Annotated in this window: 22 protein-coding genes; 4 read left to right on the plus strand and 18 right to left on the minus strand. The window is 70.2% G+C overall.

What is annotated here, in order from left to right:
* Positions 1 to 624 precede the first annotated feature (624 nt).
* Together OEIGOIKO_RS02440 and OEIGOIKO_RS02445 are read right to left on the minus strand one after the other, a co-directional pair.
* A complete protein-coding gene (locus tag OEIGOIKO_RS02440; RefSeq protein WP_125051385.1) occupies positions 625 to 888 on the minus strand; it encodes a hypothetical protein in 264 nt (87 codons plus the stop codon).
* A gap of 494 nt (positions 889 to 1,382) precedes the next feature.
* A complete protein-coding gene (locus OEIGOIKO_RS02445) occupies positions 1,383 to 2,138 on the minus strand; it encodes a GntR family transcriptional regulator (protein WP_246177153.1) in 756 nt (251 codons plus the stop codon).
* 482 nt (positions 2,139 to 2,620) lie between these two features.
* On the opposite strand from OEIGOIKO_RS02445, the gene OEIGOIKO_RS02450 reads away from it, so the two are divergent.
* The 4 genes from OEIGOIKO_RS02450 (at position 2,621) to OEIGOIKO_RS02470 (ending at position 7,712) form a co-directional block, all read left to right on the plus strand.
* On the plus strand, positions 2,621 to 3,019 hold the full coding sequence (locus OEIGOIKO_RS02450) for a DUF6907 domain-containing protein (protein ID WP_125051389.1): 399 nt from the start codon (positions 2,621 to 2,623) through the stop codon (positions 3,017 to 3,019).
* Positions 3,020 to 3,289: 270 nt separating this feature from the next.
* Positions 3,290 to 4,585, plus strand: a complete 1,296-nt coding sequence (locus tag OEIGOIKO_RS02460) for an IS30 family transposase (protein WP_125051393.1) — start codon at positions 3,290 to 3,292, stop codon at positions 4,583 to 4,585.
* A 280-nt stretch (positions 4,586 to 4,865) separates the two neighbouring features.
* Positions 4,866 to 5,777, plus strand: coding sequence for a glycoside hydrolase family 16 protein (locus OEIGOIKO_RS02465; RefSeq protein ID WP_246177154.1), 912 nt, complete (start codon positions 4,866 to 4,868; stop codon positions 5,775 to 5,777).
* 273 nt (positions 5,778 to 6,050) lie between these two features.
* Positions 6,051 to 7,712 carry a hypothetical protein gene (locus OEIGOIKO_RS02470; protein WP_125051397.1) on the plus strand — a complete coding sequence of 554 codons (1,662 nt, stop codon included), beginning with the start codon at positions 6,051 to 6,053 and terminating at the stop codon, positions 7,710 to 7,712.
* Between the two features lie 135 nt (positions 7,713 to 7,847).
* On the opposite strand, the gene OEIGOIKO_RS02475 is transcribed toward OEIGOIKO_RS02470, so the two are convergent.
* From OEIGOIKO_RS02475 to OEIGOIKO_RS02550, 16 genes are all read right to left on the minus strand, one after another.
* Complete coding sequence (locus tag OEIGOIKO_RS02475; RefSeq protein WP_170251504.1) at positions 7,848 to 8,498, minus strand: nuclease-related domain-containing protein; 651 nt, start codon at positions 8,496 to 8,498, stop codon at positions 7,848 to 7,850.
* 124 nt (positions 8,499 to 8,622) lie between these two features.
* A complete protein-coding gene (locus OEIGOIKO_RS02480) occupies positions 8,623 to 9,018 on the minus strand; it encodes a hypothetical protein (protein WP_125051401.1) in 396 nt (131 codons plus the stop codon).
* Positions 9,019 to 9,158: 140 nt separating this feature from the next.
* A complete protein-coding gene (locus OEIGOIKO_RS02485; RefSeq protein WP_125051403.1) occupies positions 9,159 to 9,545 on the minus strand; it encodes a hypothetical protein in 387 nt (128 codons plus the stop codon).
* Positions 9,546 to 9,585: 40 nt separating this feature from the next.
* Positions 9,586 to 10,989, minus strand: coding sequence for a replicative DNA helicase (locus OEIGOIKO_RS02490; protein ID WP_125051405.1), 1,404 nt, complete (start codon positions 10,987 to 10,989; stop codon positions 9,586 to 9,588).
* Positions 10,986 to 11,249: a hypothetical protein gene (locus OEIGOIKO_RS02495; protein ID WP_125051407.1), complete on the minus strand. Its 264-nt coding sequence runs from the start codon at positions 11,247 to 11,249 to the stop codon at positions 10,986 to 10,988. The genes OEIGOIKO_RS02490 and OEIGOIKO_RS02495 overlap by 4 nt, the downstream gene beginning before the upstream one ends.
* A gap of 792 nt (positions 11,250 to 12,041) precedes the next feature.
* Positions 12,042 to 12,968, minus strand: coding sequence for a hypothetical protein (locus OEIGOIKO_RS02500; RefSeq protein ID WP_125051409.1), 927 nt, complete (start codon positions 12,966 to 12,968; stop codon positions 12,042 to 12,044).
* Positions 12,965 to 13,387, minus strand: coding sequence for a WhiB family transcriptional regulator (locus OEIGOIKO_RS02505; protein ID WP_246177156.1), 423 nt, complete (start codon positions 13,385 to 13,387; stop codon positions 12,965 to 12,967). Before OEIGOIKO_RS02505 ends, OEIGOIKO_RS02500 begins: the two co-directional genes overlap by 4 nt.
* Before the next feature lie 53 nt (positions 13,388 to 13,440).
* Positions 13,441 to 13,977: a hypothetical protein gene (locus OEIGOIKO_RS02510; protein WP_125051413.1), complete on the minus strand. Its 537-nt coding sequence runs from the start codon at positions 13,975 to 13,977 to the stop codon at positions 13,441 to 13,443.
* Positions 13,974 to 14,798: a Rad52/Rad22 family DNA repair protein gene (locus OEIGOIKO_RS02515; protein ID WP_125051415.1), complete on the minus strand. Its 825-nt coding sequence runs from the start codon at positions 14,796 to 14,798 to the stop codon at positions 13,974 to 13,976. The genes OEIGOIKO_RS02510 and OEIGOIKO_RS02515 overlap by 4 nt, the downstream gene beginning before the upstream one ends.
* Complete coding sequence (locus OEIGOIKO_RS02520; protein ID WP_125051417.1) at positions 14,795 to 14,977, minus strand: hypothetical protein; 183 nt, start codon at positions 14,975 to 14,977, stop codon at positions 14,795 to 14,797. The genes OEIGOIKO_RS02515 and OEIGOIKO_RS02520 overlap by 4 nt, the downstream gene beginning before the upstream one ends.
* Positions 14,978 to 15,116: 139 nt before the next feature.
* On the minus strand, positions 15,117 to 15,932 hold the full coding sequence (locus tag OEIGOIKO_RS02525; protein ID WP_125051420.1) for an HU family DNA-binding protein: 816 nt from the start codon (positions 15,930 to 15,932) through the stop codon (positions 15,117 to 15,119).
* A gap of 93 nt (positions 15,933 to 16,025) precedes the next feature.
* A complete protein-coding gene (locus OEIGOIKO_RS02530; protein ID WP_125051422.1) occupies positions 16,026 to 16,316 on the minus strand; it encodes a hypothetical protein in 291 nt (96 codons plus the stop codon).
* A complete protein-coding gene (locus OEIGOIKO_RS02535) occupies positions 16,316 to 16,978 on the minus strand; it encodes a sigma-70 family RNA polymerase sigma factor (protein WP_125051424.1) in 663 nt (220 codons plus the stop codon). Before OEIGOIKO_RS02535 ends, OEIGOIKO_RS02530 begins: the two co-directional genes overlap by 1 nt.
* On the minus strand, positions 16,975 to 17,571 hold the full coding sequence (locus tag OEIGOIKO_RS02540; RefSeq protein WP_125051426.1) for a hypothetical protein: 597 nt from the start codon (positions 17,569 to 17,571) through the stop codon (positions 16,975 to 16,977). The genes OEIGOIKO_RS02535 and OEIGOIKO_RS02540 overlap by 4 nt, the downstream gene beginning before the upstream one ends.
* Positions 17,564 to 18,025, minus strand: a complete 462-nt coding sequence (locus OEIGOIKO_RS02545) for a hypothetical protein (protein WP_125051428.1) — start codon at positions 18,023 to 18,025, stop codon at positions 17,564 to 17,566. The genes OEIGOIKO_RS02540 and OEIGOIKO_RS02545 overlap by 8 nt, the downstream gene beginning before the upstream one ends.
* The gene (locus OEIGOIKO_RS02550; protein WP_125051430.1) at positions 18,022 to 18,243 is read right to left on the minus strand and encodes a hypothetical protein; all 222 of its coding nucleotides are present in this window, start codon (positions 18,241 to 18,243) and stop codon (positions 18,022 to 18,024) included. Before OEIGOIKO_RS02550 ends, OEIGOIKO_RS02545 begins: the two co-directional genes overlap by 4 nt.
* Between the last annotated feature and the right edge of the window lie 107 nt (positions 18,244 to 18,350).

Here is an 18,350-nt window from a genome sequence, read left to right on the forward strand (position 1 = left end):
GCCCACGGCCCGCGTGCGCGAGCACACCCAGCAGCCGCCCGGCCAACGCCGCTGAAGCCGCCGCCGTCGGCCGAGCAGTGGGCCACGCTGCTCAGTCCAGGCTCGGGCCCGCGGAATCATCAGGTGGCTCCATGCCGACTGTGGTCCGTCGCCAGAGCTCGGAGCCGACAGAGCGCCTCGGGGCTGGCACCACGCACGCGTACGGAAACGGCACAGCCACTGACCGGGCACGTGTACAGCGTGGTGCGCATGCCCTGGTCGAACTGAGCGGCCAGCGACAGACCGACGGTGAGCGTGCAGCAGACAACGGCGGCTACGACCGCAGTGCCCACGCCACGTTCGAGGAGCCGGGCAGCGAGGGCAGCTGCGAGCGCGCCGCTGACAGCCAGGAGCCCGACTTCGACGAAGAGGACCTTCCGAGGGTTCCGCCGGGTCATCGCGCCATCCTCCGTTCGCCCTCGGGCCGGACGGCGATCCACATGAGCGTCACCGCCAGCGCGGCTGCAGCGGCCAGCGGCGTGAACAGGACCCACGACGCGATGGCGAGCACTGCGGCCGGCAAGGCGGGACACGTCACGCACAGGACCCCCGCCAGTATCAGAGCGGGCCAGGCGGCGGGGCGCATCAGGCACCTCCCGTCTCGGCCCACATCAGGGCACTGACGGCGAGAACATCGGTGGCGCACAGACGCACGAGGTCCTTGGTTCGCAGGCCTTGCGCCTGTGCCCCCTCCCACACGAGCTGCGGGGACACCGCACCGACGACGTACTGCAAGGTCTCGGCGCAGAACAGCGCCATCAGCACCGGGTCGTCAGCGCGGCGTGCACCGACCTTCCTGCCTTCGGCAAGCGCCTGTTCAAAGGTCAGAGACCGTTTCGAGGAGTTCATCAAACACCTTCTGGTGAAACTGACAGCAGAGCAGACACACGTGGCACGGGCGCCCGGTCCCGGCCGCCGCCTACCACATCTGCCGGACGTCACCGGCCAGCGGAGAACGCCGCAGGCGGCAGACGGGAGTTCGTGGCGTCAGATGCAACAGCTCTGTGTGAGGAACGTGTTGATGGCGCCACCAGGCGGGCCCGGAAGCTCGATCATGAGGGGGCCTTCCACGCATCGCGTGTATCTTCGGATACTGATGGTGACGGTGGTGGTCGATCAAAAGACCAGCAGGGGTGACAGTCACCCCATCAACCGTCCGGGCAGCGAGTGTGCTGCCACCGAGGCAGCTCCGAGCTACGCGATGGAACTGCCATGCGAGCCAATGCTTGTTCTGGACAAGTTAGCGCATACGGCTGGCCGTAGCCATCCATCTCTACTGAACATCCTGCGTTGCAAAAAAGTGGCCCCGCCGCGAACAGGCAGGGCCCTTGTAATGTTTCAGGTCAAGAATTGAAGTTGTACTCCAGGACATAGCTGTTGGAGTCCAACATCATCTCGTTCACCTCGACCGGTTGACCGTCTATGTCGAACGCTGTGCGAGCAATGAGCATCACCGGTGTGCTCATGGTGACTCCGAGCACCTTTGCCTCGTGAGACAGCGGCAGCCGACTCCTGATCTCTTCACGGAAGCGGATGGGCGCGTGCCCGATGTCGGCCAACCGCGCATACGTACCGCCGGCGCCGGTGTCAGGCCGGGTGATGGCCGTACCAGCGACGAGGTCAGCAGGAAGATAGGAGGTGGACTGTTGAACGAAACGCCCTTCGGTGCGATGCAGTCGGCTTCGCCTCCAGACGCGACTGCCGGGCCGCATACCGAACACGGCCATGATGTGTTCGGGGGCTTCCACCTCCTCCACCTCTACATCTTCGTGGCGACGACGCCCTTTGAGGTCTGAGTCCCAGATGGCACGCCCCGCGCCCCAGTTGCTCCTCGCCAGACGCTGAGCCGCATCTCGGCGGATGCGTTCGAAGGTACGAAGGTAAACGCCCGATCCCTTCTTCGCTTCGGTCAGGTCTTCGGCCTGCAGTACGGCGACCGCGTCGCGCACGGTGCCACGAGCAGCACCGAACCGCTGCATCAGTCCCGCTTCGCTGGGAAGACGCTTGCCGCCGTCATAGACGCCGGTCTCGATCTCCGCGCGCAGTTCGTCCGCGATCTCTTGGTAGCGCGGCTTCCTCGGACGCGCTCGATTCGTCAAGATTCCTCCCTCAGCCGCTACGCGTGGTGGACACCGTACCTGTCCAACCAACTGCCAACACCTCTCCTGTACAAACGAGTTGAGGCTCGGGCGATTCCACCTCATTGACACACCAGAACAGGAAGCGCAACCTCTCCTATACAGGCTATTGGAGAAGCGACATGGTCGCACCAGGGCATCGAGCCGTACCTCTACGGCGTCACGTACGCGCCGCCACCCCGGCTCGCCTGCACGCCGCACACAACTGCCTGACCAATGCCGGTCTTTTCCACGCCCTACTGCAGCGATGGATCGATCAGCCTCGCAAGCGACTTTCTCGGCTGACACCACTGATCATTTCCGGCATTTCGCACGGTCAGGCCCGAGTACGTGGCCCCAAGGGGGAGCGGCCGTGGGCGCGCCGCCAGTCGGCCAACGGCCTGCGGGCGGCGCTCCTCCAACCAGCAGCACACCACCACAAGTTCAGAAGGGAGTATCCCCCGATGAGCATTTCCCTCCCGCCGGAACCGTGCCCGCCGGTCCCCCGCCGCTCGACTGTGCGCGTCCGCGACCAGCAGGTAGTGATCGAGTGCCCGCCATGGTGCGTAACGGCCCACGAAGACGCGTCCGACGCGCTCCTCGACGATGTGGTGCACGAGAGCGCGCCGACAGCCTTGTCAGTGCCCTCATCTTCTTCGGACCAGGAACGGGTGCTCATTGTGCGGCTCGTCCAGTGGCCGTTCGCGGACCAGGAGAGCGACCGCCGGGTGTCTCTGTCTCTAGAGATAGCTGAGGACAGTGACGTCGTGCAGCTGGATGCGTCGTTGGCGTCCTCGGTGGCCAAGGGCATGGAGGAGCATGCGGCGCGCCTGCGGAAACTGGCCGAGGTGGTGACGTCATGAACGTTGGCACCGAAGCACGTGAGCTGCCTGCCGGGAATTCGCGTTCGCTGCCGGCCTTGGACGCTCTGGTCGCGAAGCTGCGGGCGGCTGGTGAGGATGTCGAGGTGGTGTACTCCGCTCACCAGGACACCTTCAAGATCGTACCGCGCCGAAGGTGTCCGCCTCCGAGGGGGAAGCCGTGAGGGCTGTATGGGCGAAGACGGAAGCTCCGGTGCCGCAGGTTGTCTTGGGTTCTAGTGGTCGTTGCAACACTCCAGTTCAAGGGGTGCGATGGACTTCGAGGTCCGTAAGGTCCGCTCGGCTCAGGGGCGCAGGAAGCTCACCGCTGAGCGGGCGGAATACTTCCGGCTCGTGAATGCGGGATACACCAGCAAGGAAGCGTCCGCGGCGGTCGGTGTGAACGAGCGCACCGGACGTGAATGGCGCAATGGCCGGTGGGATCCTCAGCGGCTCAGACCGCCGGCGGCCCAGGCGACGCGCCGCCCCGACCAGGAGCGCGTCCACACCAGGCGGGCACCCGTTCTCCAGGACCGGGTGCCCGCAGCCGCAGCCGCAGCCGTGGAAGTGCGCTCGCGCTTTCTGTCAGAGCGTGAGCGCATCCACATCGCTGACCGGCTCCGGGAGAAGGCGTCCATCCGGTCGATAGCCGCCGAACTGGGCCGCAGCCCTTCCACCGTCAGCCGGGAGATCCGGCGCAACCGCACCGACGGCACCCGCAAGCAGTGGCACTACCGGCCGTTCGCCGCCCAGGCCCGCGCCGATGGCCGCAGGCCACGGCCGAAACCGCGGAAGATCAGCCAGAATTCCGAACTGCGGGACGCCGTCCAGGCGGGCCTGGACCAGCGGTGGAGCCCGGAACAGATCTGTCACGCTCTGCGCAGACAGTTCCCCCACCGGCCGGAGATGCACGTGGTCCACGAAACGGTCTACCAGGCGCTCTACGTGCAAGGACGCGGCCACCTCCGACGGGAGGTGGCGGGCGCGCTGCGCAGCGGACGTGCCCGCCGCAGGCCGCACCGCCAGGCCAACTGCCGCCAGCCCCGCTTCACCGATCCCATGGTCATGATCAGTGAGCGGCCCGCCGAAGCGGACGACCGGGCCGTGCCCGGCCACTGGGAAGGCGGCCTGATCATCGGCAAGGACAGCGGCTCGGCGATCGGCACCCTCGTCGAACGCAGCACCCGCTACGTGATGCTCCTGCACCTGCCCGCCGACCACACCGCAGCCAGCGTCCGCGCTGCCCTGACGGAGACCGCGCAAAGGCTCCCCCAGCACCTGAAGCGGTCCCTGACCTGGGACCAGGGCGCAGAGATGGCCGCCCATCGCAGCTTCACCCTCGCCACGAACGTCCCCGTCTATTTCTGCGACCCGGCCAGCCCCTGGCAGCGCGGCTCGAACGAAAACACCAACGGCCTGCTCCGCCAGTACTTCCCTAAAGGAACCGACCTGTCCGTCCACACCCGCGAGCACCTCGACGCCGTCGCCGCCCAGCTCAACGGCCGCCCACGCAAAACGCTCGACTGGGAAACCCCAGCCGAGCGCCTGCATAAACTACTCGCGGCCTGAACAACACGACTACGTGTTGCGACGATCCCTAGAATCCGCCAGATGTGCGGCACCGGGGCTTCGTTCCGGCCGACCCCATGAGGCTGCGCCGTCGAGCCATGGTTCGGAGCTGGGCGTAAAGAGTCGGATGCGCGCCGATCCCGTCAATCGCTTATGAACGCCGATGGGCCGACGGCCGGACCCGGCAGGATTCGGCACCGGCAACGACTTCGTAACCAAGCATTCAGGCGGCGAACGGATCAGTGCCCCTCCCGCTCGCCGCGCGAAGGGAATGATCCGCATGCACCGTCTACTCCACAGGGCACTCGTGACGGCCTCCACCCTGCTGGTGAGCATGATGCTGCCGGCCCCGCCCGGACATGCCTCGCAGACCGCCCCCTCCGACGACGCCTGCCACACTGTCAACACCAACGTGCCACGCGGTGACTGCGGCTCCTTCCGGCAGACCTTCGCCGAGAACTTCAATGGGGACACCGTGCCGCTCGGCGCGTTCTCCGACTGCGACCACCAGGCCGGGCAGCCTGATGCCTTCTGCGACGGCCTGCGCGGAAAGTACCGTGCCGACTGGTGGGCCTACCCCACCGGCTGGTCCGACACGGCCGCCTCGGGCGCCGACGGAAACGACGGCCGGTCCGTGGGCGGCCGCTACCACCCCGAGGACACAGTCAGCGTCGGCCCGGCCGCCGACGGCGACGGCCGGATGCGCATCCGCATGTGGCGCCCGCCCGACGGCGGCCCCGTGCACGCGGCCGCGATCGTGCCCAAGGCGGCGATGCACCAGGCCTATGGCAAGTTCTCCGCCCGCCTGCGCGTCACCCACGCCACACCCGGCTACAAAAGCGCCTGGCTGCATCACGGTGACGGCTGCGAGATCGACTACCCCGAGCAGAACTGGACCGACACCCTCGCCGCCTTCCACCACCCCTGCAACGGTGAGGAACAGGACGCCTTCCCCACCGAAGCCCGCTGGACCGCCTGGCACACCGTCTCCCTGGAATGGACACCGGAAGCGGTGCGGTTCTACTTGGACGGCAGGCTGATCGGGCTCAGCACCGATGGCGTGCCGACGCAGCCGCTGACGTGGGTCCTGCAGAACGAGTCCGCACTGGACGGCCCGTACGCGGCACCTGGCAGCAGCGCCGAACTGCAGATCACCTGGGTCACTGTGTACGCGTACGAAGGGGCGCGGTAGTGGCTGGCCGGACGGTAACGCCGGCCCCCGTCGCCGAAGACGCTGTCGACAGCTGGGCCGGAATTCGGGATGCCCGCATCAGCCAAAGCAGTAGCAGGCTCACCCGGGCAACCGGACCGCATTCCACGACGGTAGGGCCGGGCCCAGGGCCAGGAGCCCGCCTCCACGTGACCTTGGCAGCTTTGCGGCCTTGCCCCGCCCCTCAGACGAAGGAAGCGTGGCCACCCTCGTGCCCCGGACGGGCTTCCACCACAGCGAAGGGGGTGGGCCGGCATGGCCGGTCAGTACGTACATCTCGCAGTGGGCAGGACGAACACCCAGATCTACCGCTTCGACCCCAACACTTGGGGCATCGAACTGGTCAGCCAGGTACCAGCCTTCTCCGTCGGCTACACCGCCATGGGCGAGCGAGACGGCCTGCTGTACGCGATGAGCCGGCACAACCTCGTCACCATCGACCCGGTGAAGGGCGGCACACCTACCACCCAGGCCATCCAGGACCTGCCGGACACCACCTGGTACGGCGGCGACGTCACACCCGACAAGAAGTCCCTGTTCATCTGCCCGGACCCGAACACCGCCTCGTACGACATCGACCTGGCCGGCCACCAGGCGACGCCCGGCCACCCCCCGGGCAGTGGACGCTGGGACGACTGGGCCTACCACCCCGAGGACGGCCGCCTCTATGCGGTGGAAGGCGACAACGGCGACCTGCTCCTCATCGACCGCACCCAGACACTTATGAAACAGACCCTCAAGCAGCAGGTCTTCCCACCGGCAGAACAGAGCTCCAGCGGCGGACGCAAGTCGTACTCCGCCGTCTTCTTCAGCGAGGACGGCGTGTTCTACGCCATCGACTCCAAGGGCAACGCCAACGCCCTGGACCTCACCGCGTCGACCAGGGACCACCCGATCACTCCGAGCCAGATCGGCACATCGCAACGGCTCAGCCGGACGCCGCTGCCCGTGGACAACCTCGAAGTAATGAACGCCGCCGGCGTCATCGCCAAAATCACCCCGCTCGACCCACCGGTGATCGCGGAACCGCAGGACCGGGCGCAGCACCTCGACCCGAGCCAGGCGATCAAGGGCACCGTGACCGACGGGGAAGGGATCGACACGGTCAAGGTCTTCGAGCTGCTCGGCGGCCGGCCCCAGCTGCTCGGCCCGGCCGCCCTCGTGACCCCGACCACCTGGGAGTTCCGGCCGGGCCGGCCCTGGCCGGAGGGTGACCACACCGTTCAGGCCGTGGCCTATATCGGCAAGCGGGACTCGGCCCCCGCGACCGTGCACTTCACCGTCGCCGTCGCGCCCCCGGTCATCACGGCCCCCAAGGACGGGACCACGGTCGACACCGACCAGGTGATCAGCGGAACGATGGCCGACGGCGTGGACAAGGTCAGCCTCTCGGAGGCCGGCGAGCCGCTCGGCGACGCCACCCTGAGCACCGGCACCGGGACGTGGACCTACACCCCGTCACCCCCTTGGTCCGAAGAGCCCCACACCGTGCAGGCCGTGGCCCACAAAGCCGACCGGACCTCCCAGCCCGCGACCGTGCACTTCATGGCCAAGGATCCGAACCTGCACGTCACTCCGCACTTCGTCAGCCACTGGCGCAAGCAGTGGGACCAACCCCAGTTCATCTACTCCTACACCCTGACCGTGCAGGCGAAGCGGACCCGCGTATCCCTGTGGACCATCAGCTTCGACGTACCCGCGAACACTACCGTCGATCCGGACTGGAAGCAGGTGTTCAACAAGACCTACCACGTCGCCAAGGACGGAAGCGACGGCACGGTGGTCCTCCAGAACACCAACCCCAACCAGACCATCGACCCGGGCTCGCCCCTGCCGCTGAATGTCCAGGTCCTCTATCCCGGCGAGGACGCGTCATACGAAACCCTGAACAACCTCACCGCCCACGAAGGCAACTGACCTGCCGGGGTGGGGCACTGCCCCCCACCCCACCACCACGTCCGGAACACGCCCGAGCATCACCGTCACAACGGACGCGACCCGCTATCTCAGGGCCCATCGGCACAGCTCCTGGGTCGGCAGTGTTCCTATGTCTCATCGACACTTCCGAGCCCTGAAATCAACCGGCAGGTACGGAGGCAACAGCGTGTCGACGGCTGCGGCGACCCGCCGAGCCCGCGCCGGGTCCGGCTGCCCGCAGATGTGGCGCAGCGCCTCGGCCAGGTGTTCAGCGGGCAGGACCAGGACGCCGCGCAGGGTGAATCCACCAGCCTCGACGGGGGCGTTGTGTACCGCGATCAGCACCGCTACGGGGCACTTCACGGCCTGACCGATGCACCGTCCCTCGAACTGAGCCCGATCGACGTGCCGGTCGCGGTTGTCTCTGCCGTGCATCAGTCGCCCTCCAGCCGCGTAAACGGAAGCGCGGCGGTGCCACAGCTTGGAGTCGACGAGGCAGACACAGCCGCAGGGGGCGACCAGGACGTGGTCGGCATTCGCCTGCCCGGCCCCTGGTATCGCCCGGTCCGCGAAGCACCACCAGCCGTCGTGCGTCAGGGGTGCCAGCAGGCGGGCGGTGCGCCGCTCCCCCTCGGCGCCGGCCTCCCAGCGGGCGGCCGCGGCGGCCGCCCGGACGGCGGCCTGCGTCCGGAAGCCGAGAGCGTGCAGGACGCGCTGCCACCACCGGCCGCGCCCGGCCGCCCGGATCGCCGCGGCCTTGGCGGCCGCTGATGCCCCGGCGTTCACGACGGGAGGCCGCCGTGGGGGCGGTAGGGCAATCGTACGGGAGGGTTCGGCCGGGGCATCGTAGCGGCCGTGCCGACACTGCCCCGGGTTCCGATACCGGTGACCGGCTGCGCGTCCAGCTTCTTCACCGGCTCTCCCCTACTGCGCGTTCCAGCCCGCCCCCATAGATGGCGTCCACTATCTGACGCGCCCGTCCCTGCGGCGTATCAGCGAGTCCGTCGGCCACCCGCACGGCGGCGTCTTCGTCGGCGTCCGGCACCCGATGGCCGCCACGCGACCGCAGTTGTCCGCTGACGACCAGGTCCGCGACGTAGCTGGCGGCCAGGCAGCACCCTGCGGCGAATCCCTGCTGCACGGCGATGCATTCAGCGGGGCGCTGCCGTTCGCGACCGTGCTCGGCGCACCGGGCGTGGTGTGCCCCATCGGTGATCAGCCGCGTCAGGAGGACGCGCATCGGGTCGGGTGGGGCCGCCCCTGGCTCCTGCCCAGCGTGCCCTGCGGCGGCGTCGCTACCACGCACGGTCGGGGGCTCGGCCAGAACCGGTGGGGCCGAGGACGGGGCTGTCCGTCCCCCGGCTCCCAGCGCCTCGGCCACTGCGGCAACGAGACGGCTGACGCCACGCCGGGCAACGAACCGCGCGTGCGTCACCCTCGTTGCGATCACCACGTCTCCCGCCGCGCGGCCACCCGGCCCGGCCAGGCCCCGGGCGGCACGGCGAGTTCGGTGTACAGGCGGCGCACCACGAACTCGTCCGTTGCGTCGCCGTCGGTGCCGTCGTCGCGCTGACGCCAGTCCCCGTGCAGATGCAGGCGGGTGCCGGGATGCAGGGCGTGCTGGTAGGCGAGGGCGATGTCACTGTGCTCGTCGCGCAGGACGATGGCGTAAAACTCGGTGCGCCGGTAGCGGCAGGCCGCGTCATACACCCGGATGCCCAGACGGAAGCGCAGTTCGACGGCGGTGCCCTCGTCGTCGCGCACCAGCTCGGGGCGGGTGGTGGACACGAAGCCGGTCAGGGTGCTGGGGCGCACGCTGCTGGAGGTGGTCATGGGCCGCTCCTTGACGGGAGGGGGTCGGTATCGTGCACGGTCAGGCCCGGTCGCCAGGCGTCCCGGGGGCGGGGGCCAGGCAGCGGAGCCGGGCGAACTCGCCTTGGACGTGGAGGGTGATTTCCTGGCCCTGCCGGCCGTTGCGGTTCTTGCCGACGATCAGGCCGACCGTGTCGGCGGCCGGCCTGGCGGCGGAACCGAGAGCCGTCGTCGGCTTGCGGTAGAGCAGCAGGATCACGGAGGCGTCCTGCTCGATCTGGGAGGAGTCCTTGAAGTCGGTGATGAGTGGCTTGCGCCCGGTGCTGCCGCGGTTGAGCTGGGCCAGGGCGATCACGGGGACGGCGAACTCGTCGGCGATGAGCTTGAGGCCGCGGGAGATCCGGGCGACTTCCTGGGTGCGGTTGGCCTCACCCTGCGGCGTGGCCTCGGGGGTGACCAGTTGCACGTAGTCGACGACGACGAGGCCGGGCGCCATGTCCTGGGTGGTCATCCAGCGCACACGGGCGCGGATTTTCGCTACTGTCAGGGCGGCCGAGTCGTCCAGGACGAAGTTCGTGGCGTGCTGCAGCCGGTCCGACACCTGCGCGATACGTTTCCAGTCGTCCTCGGTGAGCCGGCGCCGGACCAGGTGGCCGAGCTTGACGCCGGCCTCGGCTGCCGTGAGGCGGGCCAGGAGTTCCTTGCGGGCCATCTCCATCGAGGCGAACAGCACCGGGCGGCCACGGCGCAGTGCAACGTGTGCGGCCAGGTTCATGCCAGTCAGCGACTTGTAGGCGCCGGTGGCCGCGCCGATGACGGTCAGTTCGCGGGGTTTGAACTGGACGGTGGTGTTGAGGTCCGTCCATGGGGAGTCCAGGGCCTCGGGGTCGTGGCCGGCGCTGAGTTCGTCGACGAAGGCAGGCCAGGTCCCGGCGACGGACAGATCCGGTGCAGCGCCGCCGGCAGCGTCGGCGCACAGCGTCTGCAGGGTCGCCAGCGTCCGGTCGAGGATCGCCTCGGGCTCGGCCTGGGCCGTACGGGCGGCGGCCGCGGCGTCAAGGCCGGCCGCGACGAGGCGACGCAGCCGGTACAGGCGCTGGACGATGGCGGCGTACCACTCGGTGTTGGCCGCAGTGGGGATCATCTGCACGCAGTGGTGCAGGTAGGAGGCGCCGCCGATCTTCTCCAGGTCTCCGCTGCGCTTGAGGTGATCGGCGACGGTGATGGGGTCGGGGCGGGTGTCGGGGGCTCCGTGCAGGGTGAGGATGGCCCGGTAGATGGTCTCGTGGCGTGGCCAGTAGAAGGCCGGGCCGCTGCTGAGGACCCGTTCGGCGTCGTTGATGCCGGTGGTCGCGAGCAGCATGCCGCCGAGCACGGCCTGTTCGGCTTCGATGTCGCACGGGGCGTCGGAAGCGGCCGGGAGGCCGCGGTGGTCGGGCGGTGGTTCGTCGTGGCGTGCGGTCATGATTGGGCTCCTTGGGCGCACGGGTGGCACAGCGGGCAGGGGGTGAGGACGGGGAGGCCGTCGTCGGTCTGGACTTCGCGCAGGCGGGTCTCGGGGTGGCAGTCGAGGGCGCCGCAGTGCGGCGGAGGGGCGGCCGCCGTGCCGGGCGCCGCAGGGTGCGGTCCGGCCGGGAGAGGCGGCAGTTCGGCCCAGCCGGGCAGGAAGTAGCGGGCGGAGTCGACCGGGGCCCGAGCGGCGGCCTTCACGGCGTGTTCGACCATGGCTGGGATGCCGGTCTTGCTGATCAGAGCGAGGACGGGGAACCACCCGTCGCCGCGGAAGGGCCAGCGGACGGTGACACCGGCAGCGGTGAGGCCTTCGACGAGAGGGCGTGCCGCTTCGGGAATGCCGTAGGCGAGGCCGGTCCGGCCAGCTGGTCGGCTGGTGACATATGAGGGGAAGGGGTCCGTGATATCCGGACCCTCCCGGCGTTGTTGCCGGACCCTTTCTGCGCCTTTGGGTCCGGGGTTTCCGGACGCTTCCTCGTCCCTAGCATCCGAAATCTCCGGACGCTTCGGAGGCCGATCCCGGACCCTTCCTTCCCCGAAGTGTCCCCAGAGCCGGGACACTTCTTCCCCCGGAGGGTCCGGAGGTTCCGGACCCTTCCGTGGCTGTTCCCGGTTCCTTTCCGCACCACAGGATGCGCGGTCTCCGCACGCTTTCGCTCCCCAGGCGTCCGGGGGCTCCGCACCCGCGACCGGGGCGAGTTCTGCGATGCGATACACCGCGCGCTGCCCCCGGTGTCCCGCCACCACCGTCTGCAGGACCTTCTTCTCGCGCAGCGCCCGGAGCACGGCGTAGCGACCGGAGCGCCCGGTCACCCGCATGCGTCGCACCAGCTGCGGATCGTCCTCGATGCCGGGCCAGCACTCACGGGTGGCGTCGTTGGCGCATTCGGCGAGCACGCTCAGCGCGTGGCGCTCGCGCCAGGTCAGGCTGTCGGGTGCGTGATCGAGCACCTCGATGAACAGGCGAATGCCCACGGCCGTCTTCCTTCGCAGAGATGCGAGAGCTCAGGCGTAGTCGCGGTCCGGCGCGGCGCCGGGCGCGGTGCCCCGGGGCGGGGGCCGGGGCCGCGCGTCGGACCGTGCCCGGCGGTGGCCGACATGTTCGGCGCGCTCGGCGCGGAGAACGGTGCCTACGGTGGTGGAGGACACACCGAGCCGCGCTCCTACTTCGAGCGCGGACAGGCCGAACGAGGCCAGGTGCACGATCTCGTCGTGGCGGGCGGCGGTCCGCTCCATACGGGTCGGTTCGTTTGCGGCCCCGGTGTCGGGAACGGCTGCGGGGTCGTCAAGGGTGTCGTCGTCCCAGGCCCCCACCGGTGCCCAGTATCGGCTGCGGGCCTGGTTGCGGGCGCGGCTGTATGCCTGGGCATCGACGCCGTGCCGACGCGGATCGGCGCACCACAGTGTGTCGTACAGGGCCTTGACCGCCCGGACCGTGCGCACGCACACCCGTTCGCGGGCCATCAGGGCGCTGACGCAGCCCCGGGCCATGCCCAGGCGAGCGGCGAGACGGGCCTGCGGCCATCCAGCGGCGACCAGGGCCTGCAGGCGCCGCCGGGTGCCGGTGGCGTCGATGACGGTGGCCGGTCCGAGGAGGTCCTCGGTGGGTTCGATGGCCAGAACGGCTTGGGCGAGGCCGGGGCGTACCTGCCGCTGCGGTGGGGTGCCGCGTTCGGGACGGCCGTGCAGGACGGCCTGCAGCCGCTTGCGGTCCACCCCGGCGGCCTGGGCGATGCGGCGCAGGCCCAGGCCGCACGCCTGCAGCCGGCGCAGGTGTGCGCGGACCGGTGCGGCATCGACGTACGGTTGCCACTGGCCCCGGCGTACGGCCTGTTCGCGGGCGTCGCGCCACTGGGCGACGGCGAAGCCGCACACGTAGCAGCGGCAGCCGTCGAGCTTGTACCGGGCATAGCCGTGGTCTCGCGGGCTCATACCGTCGGCCCCTGTATCACCCGTAGGAGGCTGTGGACGTAGCCGCGGGTAAGGCCGAGCCGGTCGGCGATCTCGTTTTCGGCCAGATGGTACGCGGCGAAGTGCGCGACCTCTGTGCGGCGCTCGGAGGCGGTGGTCTGCGGTGCCGGGAGCCCGACGGAAGGCGCCATCCGGTGGCGCTCCAGGGCGGTGGCACCGCCCCAGATCCCGGCGCGCTCGGCGATGCTTTTGCCGTGTTCCATGGTCAGGGCCGCGGACAGGCAGGCGGCGCGGACCGGGCACCCGTCACAGATGGCCATGGCCCGCTCGATCTGAGCGTGGTAAAGCGCGCCCCAGCCTTTGGGGAAGAACAGGTCGGGGTCCTGGCCGCGGCAGGCGGCACGGCGCTGCCACGCGGTCTCGGCTCGGTCCGGGGCCACAGACGGTGCCGAGGCGTACGGCCGCCCGCGCGGACTCTGCCCGCGCCTTCCTGTCATGGAGACTTCCCCGGGTCGGCGGGAAGGTGCGGCAGGGCGAGGGCAGTCAGGTGCCCATCGTGCCACGCGCGGGCGATATCGGCGCGGCCGGTCCTGGCGAAGCGCACGGAGTGCGTGCGGGCCCGGCGGGGCGCGATGCGAACGCCCGGCACCTCGTGCAGGACCCCGGTCTGCGGGTCGGTCCACGCCGTGCGGCCCGTGGCGGTCAGGTCCTGCAGGATCCGCTCGGCGAACGCGGGACGGACGGTGGTGACGAACCGGCGCTCGACTTCGGTGGGGTACTCGGCCGCCACCCATCGGGTGAACGCCCGCTCGTCGGTGACCTGTGCTTCGGCGGTGCTACCGGTGAGGCTGACCACGGCGACCTGACGGCCGTCGGGCAGCGCGGCGGCAACCTGGCGGAGGCCATGGTCCTGTGCGGCCGCGTCCAGCAGTTGCTGGGCTTCAGCGCGGGCCTGCTGGTATGCCGTGCCGATCGCGTCCAGCAGGGCGCGCAGGACCGCCTCGCGGGCGACCGCGTCCTTGACGTTCATGCCGCTTCGCCTCCCAGCATCAGCGCGCGGGCCTGCTGGAATTCGGTGGTAGTCCCTTTGGCCAGGGGGTGGCCGAAGGTTTCGGCAAACTGCTCGGGCAGGGCGTCGGTGAACTGGATCTGCCGGGCGGCGTCCCACATGCCGGCCAGCGCGGCCTCACGGGCGACAGCTTCGCCGTCCGGTGACGCCGGGTGCCCCGTAGCCGTGTCCCGTCCGGCTGGTTCAGGCGCGGTGGGCTGCGGCGTGCGGGGTTCCGGACGTACGGGTGGGTCGGCGTTCAGGTCCGGGGCAGCCGGTGTCTTCCCGGCGTCGCCTGGGGGCGGGTGTGCGGCCGACCAGCGCACGACCGCCTCACGGGAGCCGTCGTCGTACAGCGACAGGCCGAACTGGTCCCCCAGGTTGGTGGCACAGCGCTTGAGCGCCTGGGACAGGGCCGTCTTCAGCGCCATGTCGTGGGCGTCGCCGAAGGACGGCTGGTGTACGGCCTCGCCCACAGCGCCGTCGTCCCAGGCTCCGATCCGGCGGCCGTCGGTGGCATAGACGGTGAGACGGACCTGCGCCCGGTAGACGACGGTCCAGGCCGTGTACGGGGCGCCGTAGGGGCGGCCGTCGGCGTCCTTCTTGCGCAGTTGGGCGCTGTGTTCGGCCACCAGGTCCAGGGCGAGGGTGCGGATGCCGTAGCCACCGAAGCCGAAGACACGAAGGAGCTGGCGGCGGATGTCCCAGGCCTCCATGTGGGCCAGTCCTCGGAACGTGCTGACGCGTTGGGGGCTGACCGGTGCGAGGAGAACCTTCAGTTGGGGGTCGGTGAGCGTGCTCATCGGACGACGGCGCTTCCGGTGCGGTGGTTCGATGCGGCGCCCACCCGGGGTACGGCGATGACGGTGCGGCGGGCACGGTTGATGTGCCGGGCCGGGCCGGGCGTCAGGGGCGGGCGGGCGCAGTGCGGCGCGTGCCGAAGGCCGGTACGGCGCACGGTGCGGTGAAGGAGCGGTCCCATGGTGGGCTCCCGATAGCGGGTTGGTGGTCAGGCATCCGAGCGAGAGAGCCCGGCCGCCCGCAGCAAGGAGGGGGGCGGGCGGCCGGGGGCGGGCCGGGCGCTGGGGGACAGTGCCGCACGGCCCGCGCGGTGGGGGCACTCAGCGGGCCCTGAGGCCCCGTTGGTCGGCGTGGCGCTGTCCGGTGCCCTTGCGGCGCACCGCGTTCGGGTCGCCCGCCGCGACGATGCGGCGGGTCTTCGGTGAAACCCTGAAGCGCATGCACGTCTTCGCGTCGGCGGTGAACCGTTCCCCCGTGCGGGGGTTTTGACGGGTACCGGCGGGCCGCTGCGCCGGACGGAAGGTGCCGAAGTTCGTGACACTGACCGGCTCACCGGCTGTCACCGTACGCACGACGACGTCGAACAGGGCGGTGACGGCGCGGGCGGCCTGGGTTTGGGACAGGCCGGAGGCAGCGGCCACAGCGGTGTTGAGGGCGGTCTGGTTCATGAAAATCACGTCTTCCGTGGGTGGGGTGCCGGGCGGGGTACCGTCCGCTCGTCGGCGGTGGTCGGGCCGTCCTGAGCCGGGTGCGGCGCGCCGGGGGTGCTTCGTCGCACGGCGAGTTGCTCCACGGCGGCGGTCCTCATCGCCCAGATCGGCCAGTTGGCGGGTGTGCGGGTCGTATCCGAGGAGGACGACGGGGCCGTACAGGCAGTACGGGAGCGGGCCGCCGCGCACCCGCGCGACGAAGCCGGTGGCCAGCCAGTTCGACGGCAGGTCGTCACCGCACCCTGTCTCGTGCACGACGGCACAGACGGCGCCGCGTCCGAAGCGCCCGTAGTGGGCGTACTCGGGCGCGCCACCGACAGCGGCGCTCAGCGCGGCGCGTCGGGCCTCCCCATCACGAGGCACCGTCAGGGGGCGGTAGGTGCCGTCCGGTGCGACGCGGACGGCCCGCAACATCACGGTGATCATCAGGTCCTCCGGAGGTTTGGGCGCGCGGTGTGTGTCGCGGCAGTGTCGGTGCGCGGGCAGACACGGCCCCGGTGGCAGGGACGGGCCTCGGCCTCAGCCATCGGCCTCACCGCCCGGGTGACTGCCGCCCATCCGCGCACGGTTGGCGACGTAGTAGCGCTGCGAGTCCGGCCCACACGCGGTGAGCAGGCCCTCGGCCGCGAGCGCCTTGAGGTCGCGTCGCGCGGTCCTCCGCTTCGCGGCGAGCCCGAGACGGGCGTAGGCCGCCCTCGCCGCACCGGACGTGATCCTCCCCTGCGGGCGGCGTCGCGCTTCGGCCAGCAGGGCGTCGGCCCGCAAGGACTGATGGGTGGGCTTGGGGGCCGTTGCTCCGGTTCCGGTCATCAGGCCGGCTCCAGCAGGTTGAGCGGCGTGGACGGCGTCATGCGGGGAGGGCCGCCTTGACGGGCGCAGGCACGCTCGGGAACGGCTGGAGTGTCGCGCTCACCGGTCACCACCGGGCGCAGCGCCTTCATGGCCGCCTTCTCGATCTGCCGGACGCGCACGGCGGAACAGCCCACGTGGGAGGCCACCGCCGCGTAGGTCATGCCCTCGCTGCGGAACTCGACCACCCAGCGCCAGGCATCAGGCAGCAAGTCGATGGCCTGGCGCAGACGAGCGGGGAACTGCGGCCCGTCGTAGTCCGGTGCCGCACGATCAGCAGGTCGACAGGCCGGGAAGCGCTCGTCGACCGTGGCCGGGTCAGCCCACCAGGCCACCGGGCGCTCCCGGTTCCGGGCGACACGGAAGTGGGCGACGATGGCGTTGCTCACCATCATCCTCAACAGCCGGGGCAGCGCGGGACCGACCCGCAGCCGTCCCCGCCGCAGCTGGGAAGCAAGGGCCAGCCAGGTCTCGGAGGCGATGTCGTCCGCGAGAACGGCGTCCACCCCGCCCAGCCGCGCGTAGGCCACCACCCGGGAATGGTGCTCGCGATACAGGGCGCCGAGCTGGTCGGCGACATCTGCAGGCAAGGGAGCGTCCGAGCACGGGGCCGGGGCCGTCATGACGGCTCCTCGTCCCATGCGCCGTAGCGCACCGTGCGAACCACGAGCTGCGCATCCGGCGCCCGGTCGCGGTACCGGGCCAGACGGGTCCGCGCCACGCCCCGGTCCGGCGTCCGGCCCACGACGTGTTCACCGGCCGCGGTCCCGGCGCGCAGCCGAATGCCAAACTCGGCAGCCTCGGTCAGAGCGGTGCGGGCCTCGCCCTGTGCCTGCTCCAACAGACGGGTCAGACGCTCATTCGCCGCGAGCAATCGCCGAGCGACGGCACGCAGTTCGTCTGTCGATGCGGCCCCATCCTCAATCTCCCTGCCGAGGGTGACACGTTCCGGCTCCGACAGGGGCGCAGCGACAGCCAACAGCCAGTCGATCTCGGCGAGCAGGAGCGGGAGGTCGTCGTGCGCCTCGGCGATCCACAGGGCCAGGTTTCCGGCCCAGTCCGGCAGCGTCGCCAAAACTTGCCCCTCGTGCTTGACCTGCCACACCTCGCCGTCGGACGCAACGGCTTCGTGGATCGTCCACGGGCCCGCGAGCCACTCGCCGAGCTGCCGCCGACGCACCAGGTCCAACTGCTCGGAAGGCATCGGCTCAGGCATGCGGCTCGCCTCCCTCGGGCAGGGGCAGCCCGACCTGGCGGACCAGTTCATCGACCTGCAACTGCAGGCGCTCCAGTTCCGCCAGCACGCGGGCCAGCCGGGCGCGTTCCACCCGAACCGACTCGCCGGTCGGGCATCCCAGAGCGTGCTGCAGCACCGACTCGTCAAGAGCGTCCAGCAGCGACTGGGAGATCTGCCACTCGAAGCGGGCCTGCTCGTCCGCCTCGCACTGCTGCGCCGACCAGTACACGTAGAACAGGTCGGCCAGCGCCGCCCCCTGCTCCTCCGGCCGTAGCCCCTCCCACGCACGGAAACCGATCACAGCGGGATCGACACCGTCGGGGTGCTCGTGCCGCAGGCGCGTCTGCGCCTGCTCGAACAAGGCACGGAAGGGGCGGTAAGACTCGTCGGCCAGGTCCGCCGTCAGCGCGGCGAAGAACGCGTCGTCGCTCATGCCGCCACGCTCCCGCCATGGGGATACGTGACGTACGCGAACGCGGCGAACAGGCGGCGATCACCGCCGTACACCGCGCCCAGCCCGGTACGGGCACTGACCTGCACGTCGAGGGGCTCCTCGGTGAGGCGGCGCAGGTACCGTTCCACGTCCTCGGCCATGGCCGGGAGGCGGGTGGTCAGCGGCTGCACCGCCGACCCGAGATCGAAAGTCACCACCACGACGGCCGTACCATCGCGGCTCTGAACTGCTACGGGCACGATCTGCCTCGTCTCTGAGGGAGTGCTGGGAGGGGCCCAGGCTCCGACCGCCGCGCGGCTCTGCG

The sequence above is a fragment of the Streptomyces paromomycinus genome (assembly GCF_003865155.1).
In the GTDB taxonomy this organism is placed as follows: Bacteria; Actinomycetota; Actinomycetes; order Streptomycetales; family Streptomycetaceae; genus Streptomyces; species Streptomyces chrestomyceticus.

What these genes read in the sequence shown, in the direction of transcription:
- OEIGOIKO_RS02485 (WP_125051403.1), bottom strand. Translation starts at nt 9,545, where the DNA reads ATGACCACCTCCAGCAGCGTGCGCCCCAGCACCCTGACCGGCTTCGTG.
- OEIGOIKO_RS02545 (WP_125051428.1), bottom strand. Translation starts at nt 18,025, where the DNA reads ATGAGCGACGACGCGTTCTTCGCCGCGCTGACGGCGGACCTGGCCGAC.
- OEIGOIKO_RS02450 (WP_125051389.1), top strand. Translation starts at nt 2,621, where the DNA reads ATGAGCATTTCCCTCCCGCCGGAACCGTGCCCGCCGGTCCCCCGCCGC.
- OEIGOIKO_RS02500 (WP_125051409.1), bottom strand. Translation starts at nt 12,968, where the DNA reads ATGAGCCCGCGAGACCACGGCTATGCCCGGTACAAGCTCGACGGCTGC.
- OEIGOIKO_RS02520 (WP_125051417.1), bottom strand. Translation starts at nt 14,977, where the DNA reads ATGGGACCGCTCCTTCACCGCACCGTGCGCCGTACCGGCCTTCGGCAC.
- OEIGOIKO_RS02440 (WP_125051385.1), bottom strand. Translation starts at nt 888, where the DNA reads ATGAACTCCTCGAAACGGTCTCTGACCTTTGAACAGGCGCTTGCCGAA.
- OEIGOIKO_RS02490 (WP_125051405.1), bottom strand. Translation starts at nt 10,989, where the DNA reads ATGACCGCACGCCACGACGAACCACCGCCCGACCACCGCGGCCTCCCG.
- OEIGOIKO_RS02525 (WP_125051420.1), bottom strand. Translation starts at nt 15,932, where the DNA reads ATGATCACCGTGATGTTGCGGGCCGTCCGCGTCGCACCGGACGGCACC.
- OEIGOIKO_RS02510 (WP_125051413.1), bottom strand. Translation starts at nt 13,977, where the DNA reads ATGAACGTCAAGGACGCGGTCGCCCGCGAGGCGGTCCTGCGCGCCCTG.
- OEIGOIKO_RS02530 (WP_125051422.1), bottom strand. Translation starts at nt 16,316, where the DNA reads ATGACCGGAACCGGAGCAACGGCCCCCAAGCCCACCCATCAGTCCTTG.
- OEIGOIKO_RS02470 (WP_125051397.1), top strand. Translation starts at nt 6,051, where the DNA reads ATGGCCGGTCAGTACGTACATCTCGCAGTGGGCAGGACGAACACCCAG.
- OEIGOIKO_RS02460 (WP_125051393.1), top strand. Translation starts at nt 3,290, where the DNA reads ATGGACTTCGAGGTCCGTAAGGTCCGCTCGGCTCAGGGGCGCAGGAAG.
- OEIGOIKO_RS02495 (WP_125051407.1), bottom strand. Translation starts at nt 11,249, where the DNA reads ATGGTCGAACACGCCGTGAAGGCCGCCGCTCGGGCCCCGGTCGACTCC.
- OEIGOIKO_RS02515 (WP_125051415.1), bottom strand. Translation starts at nt 14,798, where the DNA reads ATGAGCACGCTCACCGACCCCCAACTGAAGGTTCTCCTCGCACCGGTC.
- OEIGOIKO_RS02535 (WP_125051424.1), bottom strand. Translation starts at nt 16,978, where the DNA reads ATGACGGCCCCGGCCCCGTGCTCGGACGCTCCCTTGCCTGCAGATGTC.
- OEIGOIKO_RS02540 (WP_125051426.1), bottom strand. Translation starts at nt 17,571, where the DNA reads ATGCCTGAGCCGATGCCTTCCGAGCAGTTGGACCTGGTGCGTCGGCGG.
- OEIGOIKO_RS02465 (WP_246177154.1), top strand. Translation starts at nt 4,866, where the DNA reads ATGCACCGTCTACTCCACAGGGCACTCGTGACGGCCTCCACCCTGCTG.